This is a genomic window from Kribbella sp. NPDC056861, from assembly GCF_040687575.1.
Lineage (GTDB): Bacteria > Actinomycetota > Actinomycetes > Propionibacteriales > Kribbellaceae > Kribbella.
Map to the genome: position 1 here is coordinate 881,825 of NZ_JBFBNQ010000004.1, position 16,128 is coordinate 897,952.

A 16,128-nucleotide genomic window follows, 5' to 3' on the forward strand; every position below is an offset into this window, starting at 1 on the left:
GACCGATCCGGTCATTCGTTTGCTTGTCACTTCTGACAACGTCGGTCTCTCCTCGACCTCTGGTGGTCAGGCCCGGGCACGCTTAGCGTGGCCGGGTCAGACTCACTTCAGGGAGGGGATCCACTCGTGAGAGACGTCCGTAGATCGTTGTGCGCGGCCACTGGCGCGATCGCGCTACTGGCCGGCGCGCTGGCCGTTCCGGTCACCGCCGGCGCCGGTACGACGGCGGTTGCCGGGGGCACCACGGAGTACCTGGTGCTGGTGAAGGCGGGGGCCGACCACGCCCAGGCACTGGCCGCGGTCCAGGCCGCCGGGGGATCGGTGGTCAAGGAGAACACGAACCTGGGCACCATCACCGTCCGGGCCGCCGACTCCGGGTTCGTCACCCGGATGTCCAAGTCACCCGCCGTCGACGGCACCGCCCGGGCCCGGCCGATCGGTCAGTTGCCGCAGGCATCGCCGAACAAGGTCGAGCAGGAGCACCTCGGTGCCGTTGCCAAGGGCAAGAGTGCCGCGAAGAAGGCGGCCAAGAACAAGACCGCCGACCCGCTGGACGCGCAGCTGTGGGGCCTGCGGATGATCCGGGCCGACCTGGCGCACGCCAAGCACCCGGGCAAGAAGGTGGTCAAGGTCGGCGTGCTGGACTCCGGCATCGACGCCCGCAACCCCGACATCGCGCCGAACTTCGACTGGAACCTGTCCCGCAACTTCGCGGCCGACCTGCCCGAGATCGACGGGCCGTGCGAGTTCCGCGGCTGTGTCGACCCGGTCGGCTGGGACGACTCCGGCCACGGCACCCACGTGGCCGGCACGATCGGCGCCGCGCTGAACGGCTTCGGGGTCTCCGGGGTCGCGCCGAACGTGTCGCTGGTCGAGATCCGCGGCGGCCAGGACAGCGGCTTCGTCTTCCTCGGCCCGGTGCTGGACGCGCTCACCTACGCCGGTGACGTCGGCCTGGACGTGGTCAACATGTCCTTCTACATCGACCCGTGGCTGTACAACTGCGTCGCCAACCCGGCCGACAGCCCGGAGGCGCAGGCCGAGCAGCGCGCCACCATCGCGGCCGTCAACCGGGCCCTGAACTACGCGCACAAGAAGGGCGTCACGCTGGTCGGGTCGCTCGGCAACAACCACGAGGACCTGGGCAAGCCGCGGACCGACATCTCCAGCCCCGACTTCGGCGACGTTCCGGCGTACCCGCGGCCGATCGACAACGCGACCTGTGTCGACCTGCCGGTCGAGGGCCCGCACGTGATCGGCGTCTCGGCGCTCGGCCCGTCGGGCAAGAAGTCGGACTACTCCAACTACGGCACCGAGCAGATCGACGTGGCGGCGCCGGGTGGCTGGTTCCGCGACTACTTCGGTACTCCGGACCACCGGGTCAACGAGAACCTGATCCTGTCCACCTACCCGGTGAACAAGCTGCAGGTGCTCGGGCTGGTCGACGCGGCCGGCGCGATCACCGAGGCCGGCGTGGCGGGCGGCGTACAGAAGCAGTGTGCGGCCGGTGTCACGGACTACACCAAGTGCGGTTACTACAACTGGCTGCAGGGCACGTCGATGGCGTCGCCGCACACGGCCGGTGTGGCCGCGCTGATCGTCAGCGAGTACGGCAAGAAGGGATCGCACAACTCGTTCGGCCTGGCGCCGGACAAGGTGCGGCAGATCCTGCTGGACAGCGCGCAGAAGCGTGCCTGCCCGACGCCGCGCCTGCAGACCTACGTGAACGAGGGACGCCCGGCGGAGTTCGACGCGCTCTGTGAGGGGCCGCGGACGTTCAACGGGTTCTACGGCCACGGCATCATCGATGCCTACGCGGCAGTGACTCGCTACTGAGTTGATCGAGTGATGGGCCCGGCACCTCCAAGTGCCGGGCCCGTTTTCGTTACTGCGGAGTCAACAGGCAGGTGGCGCCGTGGTCGCCGAGCGCCCAGCCGGCCTCGCTCGGATGCAGGAAGAAGACGTCCGACGGGGTCGCGGCCGGCTGCTTCGAGGCGGTGAACCGGGTGGTGCAGCCCTTCTCGGCATCGGCCTGGACCGAGGCGAGCCCGGGCCAGTCGCCGGCCGGGAGATCGAAGACGGCGAACACCTTGCCGCCGTTGGGACCGTCACAGGGCTTGACCGTGATGCCCTTGACCTCACCCTCCTTGAGCTCCGTCACGCAGTCGCCGACCCGGAGCTTGTCGGGCCGGGTGATCTGGGTGGCGGTGACCTGTCCGGAGGCGTCGCGGTCGGGCTCGTCGTCACCGAAGACCACCGCGGCGCCGATGGCGGCGATACAGAGCGTGCCGATCACCAGACCGGCGATCGCGAACCCCTTGCCGCGCTGGTTGTTCAGCGGGATCTTGTTGAGCGCGACGATGCACATCACGGCGCCGATCACGAAACCGCCGACCAGGCTGACGACGAAGCCGAAGACGGCGAGGTTGCTGGTCCCGCCGGAGCCGGTGTGGTGGGGCAGCTCGTTCGTCCCCGGGTACTGCGGGTAGGCCGGATAGGCCGGGGGCGCGCCGTACCCCGGCGGGTTGGTGCCCGCCGGGGGTTTTTGTGGCTGCTGGTGGGGTGGTGTCGGCTCCATGGACGGAATCTAGACCGGCCAGGGAGCAGCGGCCTGGCTCAGCCGGAGATGTAGTTGGAGAGTTGTTCGCGTTCGAACTCGAGCTCGCCGATCCGGGTCTTGACCACGTCGCCGATGCTGACGATGCCGGTCAGGGCGCCGTCGACGACCACCGGGACGTGCCGGATCCTGCGGTCCGTCATCAGCCGCATCAAGTGGTCGACGAGGTCGTCCGGTCCGCAGGTGTGCACCTGCTCGGTCATGATCGCGCTGACCCGGACGTCGCCGGCCTCCGGCGTGCCGTGCAGCAGCCGGACCACGTCCCGCTCGGAGACGATGCCGTTCACCGCGCTCCCGTCGCCGCTGACCACTACCGCGCCCACGTTGTGCTCGGCCAGGAGCGCGAGGAGTTCGGTGACGGTGGCTTCTGGGGAGATGGTGACGACCTGGTTGCCTTTGCCGCGCAGTACGTCGTTGATCTTCACGGAGCCTCCTGGTGATGGTTCGGAGCCCAATACCCAAAGGTAGCGAATGAAACCAGTGAACGGCAGGTCTGGCACAATACAGACAGTGACCTGGCGCGAGGATCTGGCCGTACTGCGCCATCGAGATGTCCGCATCTTCATCAGTGCCCGTTTCGTCTCGATGCTCGGGTCGTCGATCGCCCCGATCGCGCTCGTCTTCGCCGTGCTGGACGTCTCCGACGCCGCCAGCGCGGTCGGCATCGTGCTGGCTGCCCGGAGCATCCCGAACGTGGTGTTCCTGCTGGTCGGCGGCGTCATCTCCGACCGGCTGCCGCGCAAACTGGTGCTGATCGTGGCCAACTCGGTCAGCGCGCTGACCCAGGCGCTGGCGGCGATCCTGGTGCTGTCCGGGCACGCGACGATCTGGCAGCTGGCCGCGATCGAGGCGGTGAACGGCATCGCCTCCGCCTTCGTGCTGCCGGCCACGGTGGGGATCCTGCCGTCGATCCTGGACCGGTCCGAGCTGCCGCAGGCGAACGCGGTCTCCGGGTTCGCCCGGTCGATCGCGCTGATCGGCGGTGGCGCGGTGGCGGGTGTGATCGTCGGCGTGACCTCGCCCGGCGTCGGGCTGGCCGTCGACGCGCTGGCGTTCGGCCTGGCGGCGTACCTGCTGTCGCTGCTGAGGATCCCGCGGATCGAGAGGTCGGACACTTCGATGCTGCACGACCTGCGGGTCGGCTGGACCGAGTTCGTGTCCCGGCAGTGGGTCTGGACCGTCGTGGCGGGCTTCCTGGTGCTGAACATGGTCTTCACCGCCTGCAACCAGACCCTCGGACCGGTGATCGCCGACGACACCTTCGGCCGGGTCGGCTGGGGTGTGGTGAGCGCGTTCTTCGGGGCCGGATTGATTGCCGGGGGCATCGTGATGATCCGGCTCAAGCCGCGGTTCCCGGTCCGGATCGGGATGTTCGGGATGCTGGCGATCGTGCCGATGTACCTGGTGCTGGCGCTGGCGCCGTACACGGCCGCGGTGGCCGGGGCGGCGTTCGTCTGCGGGCTCGGCTTCGAGCTGTTCGGGATCGGCTGGGAGACCGCGCTCGGTCAGCACATCCCGCTCGACAAGCTGTCGCGGGTCTCGTCGTACGACATGATCGGGTCGTACATCGCAGGACCGGTCGGGCAGCTGTCGGTCGGCTATCTGGCCGCGGTGACGAGCGCGAAGGCCGTCGAACTGTACGGCGCCGCCCTGCACTTCGTGGTGGTGATCGCCGTACTCCTGGTCCCCTCGGTGTGGCGGCTGCAGCGCCACGACACCGCGGAACCCGCCTAGGGCTTGACGGCCAGGGCGGTCGCGATCAGCCGGGACCAGTCGCTGAGGTCGTCGACCGGCTGCTCCGGGCGCCACTCGATCGACGGCACGATGCCCGGCTCGACCACGGTCAGGCCGTCGCCGAACAGGGCCAGGATCTCGTCGTCGGTGCGCCAGCGGCCGCGGCCGAGCGAGCCCTGCAGCACCTCTTGCATCTCGGCGCTGCGCGGGTCGTTCTCACTGCGGAAGTGGCTGATGAAGAAGTAACTGCCGGACGGCACCCGGTCGTACCAGAACCGGACGATCGCGGCCGGGTCCTCGTCGTCGTTCAGGTGGTGCAGCACCGCGCTCATGATCACCGCGACCGGTTTGCCGAAGTCGATCAGGGCGTTGGTCTCGGGGCTGTCGAAGATCTTCTTCGGCTCCCGCAGGTCGGCCTGGAAGACGGCGGTGTTCTCGTTCTCGGCGAGCAGCGCGCGGCCGTGCGCGAGCACCACCGGGTCGTTGTCGACGTACACGACCTTGGTCTCGGGCGCGTACCGCTGCGCGACCTGGTGCACGTTGTCGGCCGTCGGCAGACCGCTGCCCAGATCGATGAACTGCCGCACCTTGGTGGTCCGGACGATCTCCCGGACCGCGCGGATCAGGGCGCCACGGTTGTCGAAGGCGATCGCCTGCGACCCGGGCAGGCCGGTGATGAACTTGTCCCCGAGCGCCCGGTCGACGGCGAAGTTGTCCTTGCCGCCGAGCAGGTAGTCGTAGGTCCGCGCGATACTCGGCTTGGTCGTGTCGACGCCGGGGATCACCAGGCCTTCACCCATGACGATCTGTCCTTCCGATACGGCTGGTCCGACAGAGGCTACTTTAGGCGATCAGCCCTTGAGCCGTTCGAGCACCTCGGCGTGCAGGCGGCCGTTGGTGGCCACGGCGTTCGGCCCGTTCGGGCCGGGCGTGCCGTCCACCGCGGTGAACTTGCCGCCCGCCTCGTCGACGATGATCGACAGCGCGGCCATGTCGTAGAGGTTGAGCTCGGGCTCGGCCGCGATGTCGACAGCGCCTTCCGCGACCAGCATGTACGACCAGAAGTCGCCGTACGCGCGGGTCCGCCAGGCCGAGTCCATCAACCCGGCGAACTGGTCCTTGCGGCCGAGTTTGTCCCAGCCCTTCAGCGACGAGTACGACATCGATGCGTCCTCGATGGTGGCGACATCGCTGACCCGGCAGGGCTGCGCGGACATCAGCGCGCGGCCGGTCCAGGCGCCGTCGCCGTACGACGCCCACCAGCGGCGGCCGAGCGCGGGCGCGGATACGACCCCGACCACGACCTGGTCCTCGATCATCAGGCTGATCAGGGTGGCCCAGACCGGGACGCCGCGGATGTAGTTCTTGGTGCCGTCGATCGGGTCGACCACCCAGCGCCGGATGCCCCAGCCGGTGGTGCCCTCCTCCTCGCCGACGAACGCGTCCCGCGGCCGGGCCCGGCTGAGCGTCTTGCGCATCACGTCCTCGACCTTGCGGTCGGACTCGCTCACCGGGGTGAGGTCCGGCTTGGTCGCCACATGCAGGTCGAGCGCCTTGTAGCGGTCCATCGTGGTCGAGTCGGCGTCGTCGGCCAGGATGTGGGCGAGCCGCAAGTCGTCGGTGTGCGAGGGCATGAGCCGAAGGCTAGCCTGCGCCGGGCCAAGGTTGCGGGTCGGTCTCGGCTCCGTTGAACCATTTGAGGTGGTTGAACGTGCAGCTAGTGTCAGAACACATCGACCTTGCTGGAGGCGTCAATGTTCGAGCGCGTCGGGGATCTTCCGCTGCACGTCCTGGTGATCCACCTGACCGTGTTGCTGCTACCGGTCGCCGCGCTCACCGCGATCGTCTTCGCCCTGGTGCCCAAGTGGCGCTGGCTGCTGCGCTGGCCGACGCTGCTGCTCGGGCTCGGGGCGGTTGTCTGCGCGTTCGTGGCGAAGGAGAGTGGTGAGGCGTTCGTCGCCGCCATTCCGCAACTGCAGCCGCTGGTGAAGGTCCACCAGGACCGCGGCGATCTGCTGTTCCTGTTCGTGCTGGTCTTCGCCGTGGTGGCGATCGCGGCGTTCCTGCTGCTCGGCGGGCCGTCCGCGCTGGCCAGCGGAAAGGGTGCCAAGGCAACCAAGAGCCGGCCGCTGGAGCTGGTCGTGAGTGCGGCGATCGTAGTGGTCGGAGTACTGGTGATCGTCCAGACCATCCGCACCGGTGACGCCGGCGCGAAGGCTGTCTGGGACGGCCAGCTCCCGCCGAAATAAGTTCTAGGAAGTCTCCAGGTCGCGGCCCTCGCGGCTGGCCAGCAGGCGGCGGAACGACGCAACCCGTTCGGGGTCGACCCGGCCGGCCTCGACCGCCTCGTCCAGCGCGCAGTTCGGCTCGACCTCGGAGTGCGTGCAGCCACGCGGGCAGTCGCGTGTCTCGTCGGCCAGGTCGCCGAACGCGTGGATCAGCTGATCGGGCTGGACGTGCGCCAACCCGAACGACCGGATGCCCGGCGTGTCCACGATCCAGCCGCCGTCGGGCAGCCGGAGCAGCAGCGCGCTGGTCGACGTGTGCCGGCCGCGGCCGGTGTTGTCGTTGACCACGCCGATCGCGCGGTTCGTGCCGGGCACCAACGCGTTGACCAGCGTCGACTTACCGACGCCGGAGTGGCCGACCATCATGCTGGTCCGGTCGCGGAGCTGCTCGGACAGTTCGCTCAGATCGCCGTTGTGCTGGGTGGCGACGGACTCGACGCCGAGCGGCCGGTAGATCGAGAGCAGGTGATCCGGGTCGGCCAGGTCGGTCTTGGTCAGGCAGAGCAGCGGCCGCATGCCCGCGTCGTACGCCGCGACCAGGAACCGGTCGATCAGCCGGGTGCGCGGCTCGGGGTTGGCCACCGAGACGACGATGACGAGCTGGTCGGCGTTGGCGACCAACGGGCGCTCGACCGGGTCGTCGTCATCGGCGGACCGGCGCAGCAGCGTCTTGCGGGGGAGCACCTCGACGATCCGGGCCAGCGTGTCCTTGTCACCGGTGGCGTCGCCGTCGAGCTTGACCAGGTCGCCGACGATGACGCCCTTGCGGCCCAGCTGGCGCGCCTTCATCGCCGTGACCACGCGGTCGGATTCGCCCACCCAACAGGTGTAGCGGCCGCGGTCGCGGGTGATCACGAACCCGATCACCGCGTCGTCGTAGGTCGGACGGTCCTTGGTCCGCGGCCGGGTGTGACGCTTCGGCCGGTCGTACTTGGATTCCTCGTCGTACTTCGACATCAGCTCACCAGCGCCGACCACAGCTCGGGGAACTCCGGCAAGGTCTTCGCCGTCGTCGCGATGTTCTCGATCTCCAGACCGGGCAGCACCAGGCCGAGTACTGCGGCCGCGTGCGCCATCCGGTGATCGTGATACGTGCCGAAAAGCCCTGTCTGCAAGGGTTTCGGGCGGATCTCCAGGCCGTCGGCGGTCTGGTTCACATCGCCGCCGAGCGCGTTGAACTCGGTCTCCAGCGCGGCCAGCCGGTCGGTCTCGTGGTTGCGCAGATGCGCGATCCCGCGCAGGTACGACGGTCCGTCGGCGAGCGTCGCGATCGCGGCGAGCACCGGGGTGAGCTCGCCGACCTGGCTCAGGTCGAGGTCGACGCCGTTGATCCGGCCGCCGCCGCGAACAGTCAGGCTGTCGCCGTCCAGGGTCACGTCGGCACCGAAGCGGGTGAAGATGTCGGGCAGTTGGCCACCGGGCTGGGTGGTCTCGGCCGGCCAGCCGGTCACGGTCACCTCGCCGCCGGTGACGATCGCGGCGGCCAGGAACGGCGCCGCGTTGGACAGGTCGGGCTCGATCGCGGTGTCCAGCGCACGGATCGGGCCGGGGGCAACGGTCCAGCGGTTCGGCTCGGAGTCGTCGACCTGGACGCCACGCTCGCGCAGCATCGCGACGGACATGTCGAGATGCGGCTGGGACGGGACCGGCTTGCCGTCGTGCAGGATGTCGACGCCTTCGTCGTACCGGGCGCCGGCCAGCAGCAGCGCGGAGACGAACTGGCTCGACCCGGAGGCGTCCAGGGTGACCTTGCCGCCGCGCACCGAGCCGGTGCCACTCACGGAGTACGGCATCCGGCCGGTGCCCTGGTCGTCGATCTGGACGCCGAGGGTGCGCAGCGCGCCGAGGATGATGTGCATCGGGCGCTCGCGGGCGTAGAGGTCGCCGTCGAAGGCGATCTCGCCGTCGGCCAGCGCGGCCACCGGCGGGACGAAGCGCATCACGGTGCCGGCCAGGCCGCAGTCGACACTCGCCGGGCCTTTGAGGGAGCCGGGCGTCACGGTGACCAGGCCGTCCTGCTCGCTGATTCCGACGCCGAGGGAGACGAGGGCGGAGCGCATCAAGGTGGTGTCCCGGGCTGCCAGCAACCCGGACAGGGTGGAGGGACCGTCGGCGATCGCGGCGAGCACGAGGGCTCGGTTGCTGATCGACTTCGACCCTGGAACGGTCACCCGTCCACTGACCGCGCCCGTGGCCGACGGTGCCGGCCAGCCTTGCTGCCCTGCCATCTCGCTCCCTGCCATTTTGCTCCCAGATCTGCGTGTTCTGCCGACCACGAGCCTAGGGCATGCGGCTGAGGGCCAGATCCAGTGAATTCGGATCCGGCCCTCGGAGCGTGCGGGGGAGCGGTCAGCTGAAGGGGAGCTCGGCCTTGGCGACGCGGGCTGCCAGCTTGGCCTCGCGCTTCGCGGTCCGGGCGAACTGCTTCGTCTCCCGCTTGGCGAGCTTGGCGCCACGCTTGGTCTCGCGCTTGACGGCCTTCGCGCCGTGGGTGGTCCGCCAGGCGACGCCCGGCTTGCCCTCGGTGTCGACGGCCGCGAGCAGCAGGCCGCCCATGATGCCGAGGTTCTTCAGGAACTGGATCTTCTGGGCCGACTTGGCCGCCTTGTCGGTCTCCTGCCAGAACGAGTGCCCGGCCAGCGTGGTCGGGACCAGCGAGCCGGCCAGCAGGACCGCGCCGAGGCGGCGGCCCTTGCCGGAGGCGAGCGCGAGGCCGCCGAGCACCTGGGCGGCGCCGTTGAGGCGGACCAGGTTCACGGTGCTCTCCGGGATCCGGTCGCCGACCTGCGGCGGGGCCACCTTCTGGATCAGCGGAACGAACCGGTCCGCGACCGGCTGCGCCTTCGCGACATGCGGCTCTGGGTTCCGGAGCGCCTGCGCACCCTGAACGACGAAGATGGCGGACAGCAAGGGCCTGGCCAGTGCACGCACGACAGTCATGTCTCCTTCTTACCTGGTCCGGCAATGCCGGTGGGGCAGCAGGTGCCCCGCGCGTCTTGTACCCAGCCTCAAATCGCGCAGCCGTCGGGTCCGCAGGCGGCGTCGTCGGTGGTCCCAGAGGCTGTGATCAGGGTCACCGGGGAGCGCTCGGCGTTGGCCCGCCGGATCGCCTCCTGGAACACCTCGACCGGCTGGGCGCCGCTGACGCCGTACTTCTGGTCGATCACGAAGAACGGCACCCCGTTCGCGCCGTACGCGAGAGCCTGGGCCTGGTCGGCGGCCACGTCGTCCGCGTACGCCGTACCGGCGAGCACCTCGGCGACCTGGTCCTCCGGCAGCCCGGTCTCGACCGCGAGCTCGGTCAGCGTCGCATGGTCACCGACCGGGAGTCCGTCGATGAAATAGGCCTTGAGGAAACGCTCCTTGAGCCGGTCCTGGGTGTCGGCCGGTACGCCGCCGGCCTCGGCGAGCTCGAGCGCGAGGTGCAGGACGCGGTGGGCGTCCAGGGTGTTCGCGGCCTTGGCGTTCTCGAGGTGGAAGTCGAGCCCGGCCGCTGCGGCGGTCCGGGTCACCTGCGCGTTGGCCTGCTCGCCCCACTCGCGGCCGCGGCCGTACTTCTCGCCGAGCCGGAGGGCCAGGTCACGCGGGTCGTCGTTGGTGGACGACGGGTCGAGCTGGAAGCTGTGCCAGACGATCTCGGGCTGCTCGCCGGTCGCGGTCAGCGCCGCTTCCAGGTTCCGCTTGCCGATGTAGCAGAACGGGCAGACGACGTCGGACCAGATATCGATGCGCATGACGATCAACAACTGCCGGCTCAAGGGGTGTATTCCCCAAGAGCGCGCAGCCCCGGAGGGTGCGCGCTCTTGGGCTGGAAGGTGGTCAGCGGGTGGTGGCGGCCTGCTCGATCAGCTTGGTGACCGGGGTGGGCTCGGAGATCATCACCAGGTGCGAGGCGCCCTGGACCTTGACGATCTTGGCGCCGGCGCGCTGGGCCATCCACAGTTCGGCGGCCGGAGCGATGGCGCGATCCTTGGTCGGGACGATCGCGTACTTCGGCAGCGCGGCCGGGGCGGACTTGAGGATCTTCTCGGTGAAGACCGCCGCGGCGACCGGGCGCTGGGAGGCGCCGAGGAGTGACTGCTCGCGGCGCGGCAGGTCGTCGGCGAAGACGGTCCGGAACGACTCGGGCCGCATCACCAGATCGGCGCCACCGGCGTACGTGATCAGGTTGGTGGTGTCGGGGCCGATCTCGCTGCCCGGGTACTTCGCGTTGAGGTCGCCGAGGGTCTCGCCGGCCTGCGGGACGAAGGCTCCGACGTACACGAGGGCCTTGATGTCCGGGGTGGAGGCGAGCTGGGTGATGATCGCTCCGCCGTACGAGTGGCCGACCAGGACCTTCGGGCCGGAGATGCCGGCCAGTACGCCGGTTAGGTAGGCGCTGTCGCTGGCGACGCCGCGCAGCGGGTTGGCCGGGACGACGACCTGATAGCCGTCGCGCTGGAGCTTCTTGGTGACCTCGTTCCAGCTGGAGCCGTCGGCGAACGCGCCGTGGACCAGGACGATGGTCGGCTTGGGGGTCGGGTGCTGGTCGGTGGTCGCGGTGGCGGCGGTGGCGCCGGTGGCCAGCAGGGCGACGCTGGCGGCGATGACGAGGGCGCGGCGAACGGGGTTCATAGTGCTGTCTCCTGATTGTTTAAGGCTTGGTTTTAGGTGGGGGGACGGTCAGAGCGCGGAGGCGATGAAGTCGGCGACGGCCTTCGGCTGGGAGACCGAGACGGCGTGCGAGGCGTCGATCTCGAGCGTGGTGCCGCCGGCCCGCTTGGCCATCAGGCGCTCGCCGTCGGGGTGGATGGCCTGGTCGCCGGTGGCGATCAGGAAGTGGGTCGGCAGCCGCTTCCAGCTCGCTGCACCGGCCGGCTCGCCGAACGCGGCGGCGGCGACCGGGCGCTGCGAGCGGCCCATCACGTCGGCCTGGGCGTCGGGCACGTCGGCGGCGAACAGTGCGTGGAACTTGTCGGTGGCGATGCTCAGCCAGACCTCTTCGCCGCCGTCCGCGGTCGGCAGGGTGTGCGGGGCGAGGCCGGCGCCGAAGTCGGTGGCCGGGAAGCTCTCGTTCAGGCCGCCGAGGGTCTCGCCCTCGTCGGGGGCGAAGGCCGCGATGTAGACCAGGCCGGTGACGTTGTCGGCCTCGTTGGCCGCGGCGGTGATGACCGCGCCGCCGTACGAGTGGCCGACCAGGACGACCGGGCCGTCGATCTCGCGGACCTGAGCGGCGAGCCGGCTGCCGTCGCGGGCGGCGCCGCTCAACTCGTTGGCCGGTGCCAGTGCGGAGATGCCGCGGGCGGTCAGGTCGGCGACGACCTCGTTCCAGCTCGACGCGTCGGCGAAGGCGCCGTGGACCAGGACGACGGTGGGGGTCTGCTCGCTCATTTTGGTTCCTCGTTCTCTTCCGGTGGGGTTTTCCAGCACCGCAATAGAACCTCGGAAGGATGAGCCGCCGAATCGACCGAACAGCGGAACTCCAGTGGGTGCTCCCAGGCGGTCAGGTCACCTGGTGCACCCGAATCTCATGCGTTTGGGGGAGAGGCGAAGCGTTCCAGCACCAGGCGGGTCAGCTGGACCCGCGAATTCACCCCGAGCTTGCCGAACGCGGCCCTCAGGTGGGTGCCGACGGTGCTCGCCGACAGCACCAGCTCGTCGGCTGCCGATCGGTTGGTGTGGCCCTCGGCGACCAGGAGGGCGACTCGGCGTTCCATCGGAGTCAGTGCTTCCCAGCCGGACTCTGGACGATGCTGTACGGCGGCCCACTTGCGTCGGCGTACGCCGGCGGCCTGGAGAGTCGCCTGTACCCGGGCGGCGGGGGCGGTAGCGCCGAGTTGGGTGAGTTTGTCGAGTGCTCGCTCCAGGGCGGCGACGCCGGTGGCTCGGTCGCCGGTCTCGAGCTCGGCTCGGCCGAACAGTTCGTGGGCGCGCGCGACCAGCAGTTTGCGGGGTGAGTCGCCGAGCAGGTCGACCACGGCGGCCAGCTTGGCCCGAGCCGCACCGGCTGCTGTCTCTTGGTTAGCTGTTGCCTGGTGCAACTGATTGTGGGCTGCGACGAGTTGTGCGGCGGCTTGGAAGGTGACGGTTGGAGTGGCGTTGGCTTGTTCGGTGAGCAGCTGCGCGGCGTGGTCTGCCGTCTTCAGGTTGGTGGTGCTGGTGGCGGCCATGATCAGCAGGTCGTGGCGTTCGGGGTAGTCGAGCGGGGTGTCGAGGAGGCGGGCGGCTGCGGTGGAGTCGCCGTCGGCCACCGCCAGCAGGGCCCGGATCTGGTCGTCGGGGGCTTGCTCACGTGCCTCGGTGAGGCGGCCCTTGAGGAGAGCGATCAGGGCCAGGATCTGGCGAGCGGTGGGTTCTGCGGAGGAGTCGAAGACCTCGGTGCTCCAGCGGATGCAGGCGTTGGCGGCTTCGGCTGCCGCGGAAAGGTTGCCGGTGGCAAGTTCCAGCCGGGCACGGAGGACGGAGAGTTGGGGTGCGAGCCAGGAGTCGCTGGTGCCGAGGAGTTCTTTCAGCCGGTCGAGTGCGCCGGCGAGATCGTCGGCCTGCGCCTGGCAGAACAGCTCGGCGAGCTCGATGTGGATGGCCGGGTGGCTGCCGACCTGCTCGCCGGCGGCCGACCGTGCCTCGCGGTACAGGTCGCGCGCCTCGGCGTACCGGCCGGCCTGCTGTGCCCGCTCGGCTGCTGCTAGGTGCTGGATGCCCGCGGCGACTGGGTCGCTGCTCTCGAAGGGGTCCTCGCGCTGAGCTAGGACCCGATACGCCTGGAGCCGTTCGGTGAGTGGTGCAGAGGTCCCGGGGATGTCCAGTTCGCTCGAGTCCAGCCGGCCAGTCGCCCACAGGTGCGGCAGTAGTCGGAGCACGATCGACGCTCGCAGGTCAGGCGACACCGGCCCGCGATAGAGCGCAGTACCGCCGAGCAGGTCGGCCGCGAAGGCTTCGGCCTGCTTGAACTGCCTGGCGACGAGCAGGATGGCGATGACATCCTCACCGACCTCACCGCGGAACTCGTCGTCTACAAGGGTTAGTTCAAAGGTCTGCTGGATCACGTTGAGCGCGGTGATCGACATCGTCGCGAGCAGATCCTTGGCGGCGGCCCTGAGCGTGTTGATGGCCGCGACGTCCCCAACCGCAGCAGTGGCCAGGATGTGCGGCGCCGCTGCCGACGGCCCTCGGCCGCTCGCGAGCAGTTGATCCGCGATCGCCCGATGCAGCGCACGCTGAGCCGACGGCGGCACCTCAGCCAGTACTGCGGCCCGCAGCAGTTCATGCCTGAAACTCAGGGTCGAGCTCCCATCGGCCAGCAGCCCCGAGCGAATCGCCTCGTCCAGTGGCCCGGCCAGCTTCGCGATCGACTCACCCATCAGCGCGGCGACATCTTCCAGCTGGAACTCACTGCCGAACACCGCAGCCGTGCGCAGCAACGCCTGACAGAGCTCCGAAGTACTGCTCACCCGTCGGCGTACGCCCTCCACCAGGCCGTCAGGCAGGTCAGTGACGTAGAGCCCGGCCACCAGCTGCTCTGCCAGGAACGGAACCCCCTGTACTCCGCTCAAGCGAACCGACAGCGCCGGATCGATCGGAGCACCCAGCCGGTCTGCTGCCAACTCCAGTACGGCTTCGGTGCTCAGCGGAGCCAGCTGGATCGCGTGGATCGGCAACTGGTCCCGGATCGCGTCGACGACCTGGTCGGGCATCGCGCCGGGCGCGGGGCGAGTCGCGAGGACCCACATCACCTTCGCCAGACTCAGCCGCGCGATGACGACGCGCAGTACGAAGTTGGTCAGTGGGTCGGCCCACTGCGCGTCGTCGAGCACGATCAGCGCCGGTACGCCGTCCAAGCGCTTGCCGATGAGGTCAGCCAGCCGCTCACCCAGCCACAGGGGCTGGCCGTTGAGGGCTGCGAGCTCCAGGAAGTGTTCGGTGCTGATGAGCGGCTCGGGACCGCTCCGGAGGGCAGGGGCGAGTGAGGCGAGTGGGCTGAGCTCATCCGTCTGGTGGGCGGCTGCTTGGGCTACTAGCAGGCCGTGCCGCTCCGCCTGCTCCACTAGGGCTCGGATCAGGGCTGACTTGCCGATGCCTGGTTCGCCGGTCACTACGGTCAGGGAGGCAGTGCCGCCCTCCGCCGCGCGCATGGTCGCCAGCAGTTGGCCCAGCTCGGCTGAGCGTCCCCGCAGCGGTTCCATGAAGCAATTTCTACCACCCAGCGCTAGCTACAACGGCGGACAGCAAGCAGAGCGTAGGCGCGGGCGCAGTGGAGAACCTCTGCCAGCGAAACGTGCTCGTCGGCAGCGTGGGCGTAGCGGACGTCGCCGGGACCGTACTGGAGCGTGGGGATTCCGGCAGCGGCGTACTGGCGCAGGTCGGACCCATACGGCCCACCAATCACCTCCGGTACTCCAGGAGCCCCCGCAGCCGTTGCCGCCTGCAAGGTGTCGTCCAGCAGCGGATCGCCCTCCGGTAGCAGTCCGGACGCGAACACCCCACCCGGCCAGGTGATCTTCGCCGGGTGCTCCCGCAGCCACTCGTCGGCGGCACAGGCCTCGGCTACTGCCTGCTCGAAGGCTTGCCGGGCCTCATCGACCGCCTCGCCCAGGCGTACGCCGTACCGGCCCTCTGCGATGAGCAGGTCAGGGACAGTGCTCGCCCAGTCGCCCGCCTGGACGGTGCCGACCGACAGGGGGTTGGCGAGGTCCAGGTGCTTGAGCAGTGGGTGCGGGTCGCGGTTGCGCGCGATCTCCAGCGCTACCAGCGCCTGCTGGATCACGGCGAACTTGTCGATCGCGCTGACGCCCCGGGTGCGAGTTGAGCCGTGGGTGGCGAGGCCGGGGACCTCCAGCCGGAAGGTGAGTGAGCCGGCGTTGGCCGGGATGACGCCGCGGGCGGTCGGTTCGGCGATCAGGCAGGCCTCGCCGCTGTGGCCGCGCTTGAGCGTGCCGAACGCGCCCAACCCGCCGTCCTCCTCGCCTACGACGGTATGGACGGCAACGGGCTTCCGCAGGGTCACGCCGGCGGCAGTGATCGCGGCGACGGCGCCGATGACGGCCGCCACCCCGCCCTTCATGTCGCAGGTGCCGCGGCCGTACATGATGCCGTCGCTCACTCGCGCGGAGAACGGATCGCCGTCCGGCCACGCTGCCAGGTCGCCGACCGGTACGACGTCGACGTGGCCGTTGAGGATCAGTCCCGGCGTACCGCCGCCTGGTGTCACCCCGACACAGCCCCACGCGTCGGCCCGTTCGACCTCCCAGCCGGGGAAGTCCAGGTCGCCGGTGATCGCGGGCAGGTCGAACTGCCAGTGGTCGACCTCCAGGCCGGCCTCGCGGAGGCGTCCGGCGACCCAGCCCTGGATCTCGTTCTCGGTCGGGGTCCCGTCGACGCTCGGGATCTGCACCAGCTCCCGGAGATCCGCCACGATCCGCGCGTCGTCCACGGCTGCCAGCACGTCCCGCTCGACCTCACTCAGCATGCCGACATCATCCATCAGCCGGCTGCCGAGTGAGGCGAGCGATC

At 69.6% G+C, this 16,128-nt stretch carries 15 protein-coding genes; 3 read left to right on the plus strand and 12 right to left on the minus strand.

Annotation, left to right across the window (positions count from 1 at the left end; translation table 11 throughout):
- The first annotated feature begins 126 nt into the window (after positions 1–126).
- Complete coding sequence (locus AB0P21_RS23720; protein ID WP_363699319.1) at positions 127–1,836, plus strand: S8 family serine peptidase; 1,710 nt, start codon at positions 127–129, stop codon at positions 1,834–1,836.
- A gap of 49 nt (positions 1,837–1,885) precedes the next feature.
- Here AB0P21_RS23720 and AB0P21_RS23725 read toward each other — a convergent pair whose 3' ends face one another.
- Entirely contained in the window at positions 1,886–2,578 is a 693-nt protein-coding gene (locus tag AB0P21_RS23725; RefSeq protein ID WP_363699320.1) for a hypothetical protein, read from the minus strand.
- Positions 2,579–2,616: 38 nt separating this feature from the next.
- Positions 2,617–3,042, minus strand: coding sequence for a CBS domain-containing protein (locus AB0P21_RS23730; protein WP_363699321.1), 426 nt, complete (start codon positions 3,040–3,042; stop codon positions 2,617–2,619).
- Between the two features lie 85 nt (positions 3,043–3,127).
- Between AB0P21_RS23730 and AB0P21_RS23735 the strand changes: the two genes are divergently transcribed.
- Positions 3,128–4,351, plus strand: coding sequence for an MFS transporter (locus tag AB0P21_RS23735; protein ID WP_363699322.1), 1,224 nt, complete (start codon positions 3,128–3,130; stop codon positions 4,349–4,351).
- Here the strand turns inward: AB0P21_RS23735 and AB0P21_RS23740 are convergent.
- Both AB0P21_RS23740 and hisN read right to left on the minus strand, forming a co-directional pair.
- Complete coding sequence (locus AB0P21_RS23740) at positions 4,348–5,151, minus strand: SAM-dependent methyltransferase (RefSeq protein WP_363699323.1); 804 nt, start codon at positions 5,149–5,151, stop codon at positions 4,348–4,350. The two genes, AB0P21_RS23735 and AB0P21_RS23740, sit on opposite strands and share 4 nt — an antisense overlap.
- Positions 5,152–5,202: 51 nt before the next feature.
- Positions 5,203–5,985: a histidinol-phosphatase gene (hisN, locus tag AB0P21_RS23745; RefSeq protein WP_363699324.1), complete on the minus strand. Its 783-nt coding sequence runs from the start codon at positions 5,983–5,985 to the stop codon at positions 5,203–5,205.
- Between the two features lie 120 nt (positions 5,986–6,105).
- Between hisN and AB0P21_RS23750 the strand changes: the two genes are divergently transcribed.
- Positions 6,106–6,600 carry a DUF2231 domain-containing protein gene (locus AB0P21_RS23750; RefSeq protein ID WP_363699325.1) on the plus strand — a complete coding sequence of 165 codons (495 nt, stop codon included), beginning with the start codon at positions 6,106–6,108 and terminating at the stop codon, positions 6,598–6,600.
- 3 nt (positions 6,601–6,603) lie between these two features.
- Here the strand turns inward: AB0P21_RS23750 and rsgA are convergent, their stop codons facing one another.
- From rsgA to AB0P21_RS23790, 8 genes are all read right to left on the minus strand, one after another.
- Positions 6,604–7,596 carry a ribosome small subunit-dependent GTPase A gene (gene rsgA / locus AB0P21_RS23755; protein WP_363699326.1) on the minus strand — a complete coding sequence of 331 codons (993 nt, stop codon included), beginning with the start codon at positions 7,594–7,596 and terminating at the stop codon, positions 6,604–6,606.
- Complete coding sequence (aroA, locus tag AB0P21_RS23760) at positions 7,596–8,867, minus strand: 3-phosphoshikimate 1-carboxyvinyltransferase (protein ID WP_363699327.1); 1,272 nt, start codon at positions 8,865–8,867, stop codon at positions 7,596–7,598. The genes rsgA and aroA overlap by 1 nt, the downstream gene beginning before the upstream one ends.
- A gap of 121 nt (positions 8,868–8,988) precedes the next feature.
- Positions 8,989–9,579: a DoxX family protein gene (locus tag AB0P21_RS23765; protein WP_363699328.1), complete on the minus strand. Its 591-nt coding sequence runs from the start codon at positions 9,577–9,579 to the stop codon at positions 8,989–8,991.
- Positions 9,580–9,647: 68 nt separating this feature from the next.
- Positions 9,648–10,373: a DsbA family oxidoreductase gene (locus AB0P21_RS23770; protein WP_363699329.1), complete on the minus strand. Its 726-nt coding sequence runs from the start codon at positions 10,371–10,373 to the stop codon at positions 9,648–9,650.
- Positions 10,374–10,458: 85 nt separating this feature from the next.
- Positions 10,459–11,253 carry an alpha/beta hydrolase gene (locus AB0P21_RS23775; protein WP_363699330.1) on the minus strand — a complete coding sequence of 265 codons (795 nt, stop codon included), beginning with the start codon at positions 11,251–11,253 and terminating at the stop codon, positions 10,459–10,461.
- A gap of 48 nt (positions 11,254–11,301) precedes the next feature.
- Positions 11,302–12,009: an alpha/beta hydrolase gene (locus AB0P21_RS23780; protein ID WP_363699331.1), complete on the minus strand. Its 708-nt coding sequence runs from the start codon at positions 12,007–12,009 to the stop codon at positions 11,302–11,304.
- Between the two features lie 137 nt (positions 12,010–12,146).
- Entirely contained in the window at positions 12,147–14,801 is a 2,655-nt protein-coding gene (locus AB0P21_RS23785; protein WP_363699332.1) for an AAA family ATPase, read from the minus strand.
- A 23-nt stretch (positions 14,802–14,824) separates the two neighbouring features.
- Entirely contained in the window at positions 14,825–16,099 is a 1,275-nt protein-coding gene (locus AB0P21_RS23790) for an ArgE/DapE family deacylase (protein ID WP_363699333.1), read from the minus strand.
- Positions 16,100–16,128: the final 29 nt, after the last annotated feature.

Coding starts and splice junctions, on each gene's coding strand:
- AB0P21_RS23765 (WP_363699328.1), bottom strand. CDS start 9,579: ATGACTGTCGTGCGTGCACTGGCCAGGCCCTTGCTGTCCGCCATCTTC.
- AB0P21_RS23775 (WP_363699330.1), bottom strand. CDS start 11,253: ATGAACCCCGTTCGCCGCGCCCTCGTCATCGCCGCCAGCGTCGCCCTG.
- AB0P21_RS23740 (WP_363699323.1), bottom strand. CDS start 5,151: ATGGGTGAAGGCCTGGTGATCCCCGGCGTCGACACGACCAAGCCGAGT.
- AB0P21_RS23725 (WP_363699320.1), bottom strand. CDS start 2,578: ATGGAGCCGACACCACCCCACCAGCAGCCACAAAAACCCCCGGCGGGC.
- aroA (WP_363699327.1), bottom strand. CDS start 8,867: ATGGCAGGGCAGCAAGGCTGGCCGGCACCGTCGGCCACGGGCGCGGTC.
- AB0P21_RS23790 (WP_363699333.1), bottom strand. CDS start 16,099: ATGGATGATGTCGGCATGCTGAGTGAGGTCGAGCGGGACGTGCTGGCA.
- rsgA (WP_363699326.1), bottom strand. CDS start 7,596: ATGTCGAAGTACGACGAGGAATCCAAGTACGACCGGCCGAAGCGTCAC.
- AB0P21_RS23785 (WP_363699332.1), bottom strand. CDS start 14,801: ATGGAACCGCTGCGGGGACGCTCAGCCGAGCTGGGCCAACTGCTGGCG.
- hisN (WP_363699324.1), bottom strand. CDS start 5,985: ATGCCCTCGCACACCGACGACTTGCGGCTCGCCCACATCCTGGCCGAC.
- AB0P21_RS23770 (WP_363699329.1), bottom strand. CDS start 10,373: ATGCGCATCGATATCTGGTCCGACGTCGTCTGCCCGTTCTGCTACATC.
- AB0P21_RS23750 (WP_363699325.1), top strand. CDS start 6,106: ATGTTCGAGCGCGTCGGGGATCTTCCGCTGCACGTCCTGGTGATCCAC.
- AB0P21_RS23780 (WP_363699331.1), bottom strand. CDS start 12,009: ATGAGCGAGCAGACCCCCACCGTCGTCCTGGTCCACGGCGCCTTCGCC.